At 36.0% G+C, this 4217-nt stretch carries 6 protein-coding genes; all 6 read left to right on the top strand.

The genetic code is table 11. The features are described from left to right. Nucleotides 1–660 (top strand): plasmid recombination protein (locus tag AC1RPR_RS07805; protein WP_481762200.1); only part of this gene is annotated, 660 nt, incomplete at its 5' end. A 577-nt stretch (nucleotides 661–1237) separates the two neighbouring features. Further along, the gene (locus tag AC1RPR_RS07800) at nucleotides 1238–1402 is read left to right on the top strand and encodes a transcriptional regulator (RefSeq protein WP_481761992.1); all 165 of its coding nucleotides are present in this window, start codon (nucleotides 1238–1240) and stop codon (nucleotides 1400–1402) included. Nucleotides 1403–1476: 74 nt separating this feature from the next. Then, nucleotides 1477–2208 (top strand): replication protein, encoded by a 732-nt coding sequence (locus tag AC1RPR_RS07795; RefSeq protein ID WP_481761991.1) that lies wholly within the window; start codon nucleotides 1477–1479, stop codon nucleotides 2206–2208. Further along, nucleotides 2205–2426, top strand: coding sequence for a hypothetical protein (locus AC1RPR_RS07790; protein ID WP_481761990.1), 222 nt, complete (start codon nucleotides 2205–2207; stop codon nucleotides 2424–2426). Before AC1RPR_RS07795 ends, AC1RPR_RS07790 begins: the two co-directional genes overlap by 4 nt. 93 nt (nucleotides 2427–2519) lie before the next feature. Continuing rightward, nucleotides 2520–3140, top strand: a complete 621-nt coding sequence (locus AC1RPR_RS07785; RefSeq protein WP_481761989.1) for a GNAT family N-acetyltransferase — start codon at nucleotides 2520–2522, stop codon at nucleotides 3138–3140. A gap of 574 nt (nucleotides 3141–3714) precedes the next feature. Beyond that, on the top strand, nucleotides 3715–4217 hold a 503-nt coding region (mobV, locus tag AC1RPR_RS07780; RefSeq protein WP_481762199.1), incomplete at its 3' end, for a MobV family relaxase.

Raw genomic sequence — 4217 nt, 5'->3', positions numbered from 1 at the left:
GATAGAAAGCTCTCAGCTAAGCGTATATTCAATCGTGAAGCCTTACAGCGCATTCAAGAGGAATTACCACAATATCTCAAAGAGAATGGCTTTGATGTTCAACGTGGCAACAAAAACAAAGAGCGTAAGAATTTATCAGTACCCGAATACAAAACTATGCGGGAAGATTTGAAAAAAATAGAGACCGAAAAACAAGAGACACAAGCAAAGCTTGCAGATACTAAAAAACAGCTTGATGAAATCAAGCCACGGGATAACAAAAAAATTGCTAGTAAACCAACTTTGCTGAATAAAAATAAAGTCATGGTTGATAAATCTGATCTCGCTGATTTGGAACAACGGGCGTCTTTTAGTGATAATTACAATCAAATGCATGCTAGAGCAAGGCGTGAAGCCGACTCGTTAAGAGATAAACTGACTAGAACAACGTGGGACTATAATGACCTCGAAAGAGAGAATGAGCGATTGCAAAAGTTAGTCGGAACACTTCAAGGCATTGTCCGCAATGTTGATGAATTTCTACACAAAAAACTAGGTATCAATTTACCTGACAAGTGGCTAGAACGTGCAGGACTAAAAGAACCGTCTAAAAAAGCCCCTGAAAGCTCACAGGAACTCGAAAAACATAAATCTGATGAATTAGGCGGTCCACATCTTTAAAACGCTTATATGGGCTTAAAATGGCATTTAAGAGCTTAATTTAACATCTGGCTAGATTGAACGTCGTTAATTTTGTGTCTGTCAACGGTAAATCGAATTAAAGGGGCTTGCTGCTTTAGCAGTTAGCCCCTTTTTGAGGCTTTAAGGAGTTGATAGACTAGCGGATAAAACACTTTTGCGCATGCAAAGAAAAGCACACCTGCTTTTTTTGCCTGCCCCACGGCGAGTGCGGGGTGAGTTTGAGCGGGAGCTCCCGCTCATTTATGGGGTCAAGCTGACACAGCTTGCGGGTTTGGGCGGAGCCCATATTTTGGTTTGAGTGGGATAAAAATTTTGAAAATCAGGGGGCAGGGAGCGAATTTCGCTCCCGTACTACGACCCCCCTATAAGTGCCGAGTGCCAAATTTTACTTGAATAGGACTTTACGCTTACTCTCCCAATGGATTTGGGAGTTTTTTTATGACCGCCGTTTGACCGCCGTTTTGACCGCCGTTTTTTTAAACGGGTTATTTTTTGACTATATAGACTATAAGTATATAATGATGTATAATGATAAAAAAATAAAGGAGTGAGTTTTATGCCTGAAGAGAAAACAGAATATCAAGTTGTAACCGTTAGAATACCTAAAAAGATGTATGCTGATTACAAAGAGATTTTAAAAAGTGAAGGAAAAATTGTAACTTACGATATTAGAAACTATATGCGTGATGTTATCGAAAAATCTAAGAAAGGAGAAAAATGAGCATAAAAAAAGAGCGCCCTCTCTCAAGTTCGCTCGTGAAAAATGCTTTTATTTTCTAAAGGTGATTATACTATATGACTACTAAAAATACAAAGGCTAGAAACTTTGCATTCATTTTGTATCCTGAAAGTATTCCTGAAAACTTTATTGAAAATTTAGAAAAAACTGGTATTCCTATGGCGATTAGTCCGCTCCATAATTTAGATAAAACTGAACGAAAATTTAAAGATATGACTCCTGATGAACAAGAGATAATAAGTGCTGGTGGATCAATTTATAAAAAACCACATTATCATGTTTTGTATATTGCTCGTAATCCGGTTACTGTTGAAAGTATTCGGAAAAAAATAAAACGTAATTTAGGTGATCAATCTGTATCTCATATCGAAATTGTTGATAGCGTGGAGTATTATTTTCAGTATTTAACGCATGAAAGTTCTGATGCAATTAAGAAAGGTAAACACCGCTACGATAAAAAAGATTTAATCTTTATAAATGATTTTGATATTGATAGATACGTAACACTTGATGAAAATGAAAAGAAAGAATTAAGGCAGACTTTACTTGAAATTGTAGATGAATATAACATTGTTAATGTAAAGGAATTAAGCTCGTTTATCAGACAAAGAGGTAACGAATTTGGAATTGAGAGTATGAAATATGTGAATGAAATAATTTCAAGTTCTTCTGGAATTTTTCGACTATATTTTGATGCAAATTACCAATGTGGTTATCGTCCGGTCTATTCAAAAACCATTGATCCTGATACAGGAGAAATAAAGAATGAGAGAGGGGTGAGAGCATGAGAGAGTTTAGTGAAAGTGATGTTGAGAAATACTTAGAATACACTGATCAAAATGTTATCCCGACTAAAGAGCTTTTAGGTCAATGCTTTATTTGTGGTATAAAGTTAAGTGAAACTGAGACACCTGAAGGTCCAGAAAAACGAGTTGTTTGTTTGAAAGATAGAGATTACTTTGTTGAAGGATTTGAGGAATTGATAGAAATGGGAGAAATAAAATAAATATTGAGACTGGAGAGGTTAAGTAATGATTATTGACGTGGAATATATTGGATTTAAGAACAATTTAGAAGTTAATTATTTGGAGGAAAAGTAATGACACAAGCAGATATTAAATACCGTCCTATTAAACCATCCGATTATCATATCTTGGAAGATATGATTCGCAAATCATGGAACTACGATCGATTAGGAAGCCCAAAATTAGCTAAACAACTGTCTAAAATATATCTTGCCAGTTGTCTTGTTAATCAAACATTTACTAGTGTTGCTGTTTTTAATGAAGTGCCTGTTGGTATTATTATGGGTAAAAATAGAGAAACACATCGTAAACCACTAAGGTATCTTATTCGGCAAGGAATTGCTGTTGCACGAATTGCTATATCTAAAGAAGGGCGTAAAATTGGAAAGACGTTTCAAAAATTTGAAGAAGTTGATGAAATTCTTTTAAAGAGCATTGGTACAAACTTTGATGGTGAATTAGCTTTTTTTGTTGTAGATGGAAACCAACGTGGTTCAGGTATCGGTAAACAATTGTATCAACAATTTTTAGATTATATGACATCTGAAAATCTTAAGACATTTTACTTATTTACGGATACGACATGTAATTTTGGCTTTTATGAACATCAAGGTTTGGAACGATTAGCTGAAGAAACGCTCGATTTGCCAGAATTACAAGAGAATATGCATTTCTATTTGTACGGAAAAATGTGATAAAAGGGGCTAGTATTATATTTTCTAAGTAAAATGAAAAAATGTTATTTCTTAAAAATTTACCTTCAATGGGCGCGATTGTTGAACTATTTTTTTAGAAAAGGGTAGCTTAGGCTACTCTTTTTTATTTGGCCAGTGGGAAAATAAACGGTAGGGTCAACGATAAATGTCTGACTGAAGCAAATCGGAAGGAATTTAAGAAGTTGATACGATCCACTGATTTTCCACCCTCTTGGCAACTCGTTTTCGAGCCGTCGGAGACATGTAGAAATTTTCTGGGTTTGCCACTTTTGAAAAAGTGGCAAGGTCTGTTGTTTTGAATTTGATATTGAAATGAATTTGCAATCGTTGCGGAAAAATGCAAAGGTGAAAATATCATTTCTGTTACTAGAAAAAAGGACAGCTGTAGGCGTTTTTTTTTGTGCCTGTTCACGTCGAACCTTTTCAGCCTAAAGGCGAAAAAAGGGGCAAAGTGGACAGACAGTTTTTAGCCTCGCAGAGACCACACTTCACAGAGTGAAGTATAGTGGGTTATACTTTACTTGGAAGATAACTCCGAAATGAGGTGCGTACTATGAGTTTTGTAGTGGCTAGAATGACGAAATTAAAAGCTGATAATTTAGTCGGTATTGGCAATCATGACCAACGGAAAACGACTAATCACAGCAACGAAGATATTGATGTTTCCCGCTCCCACTTGAATTATGATTTGGTGGCTGGGCGCACTGATAATTTTAAAACGGATATTGAAGCCTATATCAACGAAAATAAAGCTAGTAAGCGGGCAGTTCGCAAAGACGCTGTTTTAGTCAATGAGTGGATTCTAACCAGTGACAAAGATTTTTTTGAGCAATTAGACGAAGTCGAAACCCGTAAATATTTTGAAACAGCCAAACAATATTTTGCAGATAACTATGGCGACGAAAATATTCGTTATGCGGTCGTTCACTTGGACGAGAAGACCCCTCACATGCATATGGGCATTGTGCCCTTTGATGATGATAGAAAGCTCTCAGCTAAGCGTATATTCAATCGTGAAGCCTTACAGCGCATTCAAGAGGAATTACCACAATATCT

The sequence above is a fragment of the Dellaglioa sp. CoH-57-MRSF-22 genome (assembly GCF_056781895.1).
This window is presented reverse-complemented; position numbering and strand designations above follow the sequence as displayed.

Bases quoted from the DNA above. Each gene is read 5' to 3' on its own strand.
- AC1RPR_RS07785 (WP_481761989.1), top strand. From the start codon at position 2,520: ATGACACAAGCAGATATTAAATACCGTCCTATTAAACCATCCGATTAT.
- AC1RPR_RS07795 (WP_481761991.1), top strand. From the start codon at position 1,477: ATGACTACTAAAAATACAAAGGCTAGAAACTTTGCATTCATTTTGTAT.
- AC1RPR_RS07800 (WP_481761992.1), top strand. From the start codon at position 1,238: ATGCCTGAAGAGAAAACAGAATATCAAGTTGTAACCGTTAGAATACCT.
- AC1RPR_RS07790 (WP_481761990.1), top strand. From the start codon at position 2,205: ATGAGAGAGTTTAGTGAAAGTGATGTTGAGAAATACTTAGAATACACT.